An 855-nucleotide genomic window follows, 5' to 3' on the forward strand; every position below is an offset into this window, starting at 1 on the left:
TCAAGAAGTTACTGCAAACAAAGACTATCCCCAAATACCTAGAGCGTTGTTAGCACAAGCAACCTGTGCATCTGTATTGATGACAGGAACACTCAAGTTTGAAGGTAGACTAGCTGTACATGCTCGAGGTGAAGGCCCCGTCAGTTTGTTAATGGCAGAAGCGACAGAGCAAAAGTCTTTTCGAAGTATCGTGCATTATGAGGACGCTTTGCCGGACTCTAATGATTTAGGCGATTTGTTGGGGAAAGCACAACTAGCGATCACCATAGAGCCTGATAAGGGACAGCGTTATCAAGGGATTGTGCCTTTAGAGCGATCGACGTTGGCTGAATGTTTGGCGCATTACTTTGATTTATCAGAGCAGCTAGATACGCATTTCATGTTTGCGAGTGATGACGAGTACTGTTATGGCTTGATGCTTCAAAAGCTTCCTGATTACAAATATATCGATGATCAAGATGCTTGGGATCGTGTTAGGCAGCTCGCTGAGACATTGAGCTTTGAAGAGGTCAAACAGAATGACAATGCGACTATCTTGCATCGTCTTTATCATGAAGAAAGTGTGCAAGTGTATGAGTCAGAGCCTGTGCGTTTTGAATGCACATGTTCCGAGGAGCGGTCTTTAAATTCTCTTTATTCTTTAGGGAAAGATGAGGCGCTGTCGATTCTTGATGAAGAGCCTGTGATAGGAATCGATTGTCAATTTTGTGGTGCGCATTACGAATTTGATCGCGAGCGTGTCAATGAGTTATTTAATGTCGGTAAGCCGCACTAATTGGTTATTCATTGAACACATAAAGCGCATAATGCTTGGCGTCTATTTTACTGTCGTTTTTTAATTGGCGATTTGTCATA

1 protein-coding gene is annotated in these 855 nt (G+C 42.8%); it reads left to right on the forward strand.

Annotated features, from left to right (window positions below; translation table 11 throughout):
• On the forward strand, positions 1-775 hold a 775-nt coding region (locus tag A3739_RS20130; RefSeq protein ID WP_068502560.1), incomplete at its 5' end, for an Hsp33 family molecular chaperone HslO.
• Positions 776-855 lie beyond the last annotated feature (80 nt).

The organism is Oleiphilus sp. HI0067, from assembly GCF_001635735.1.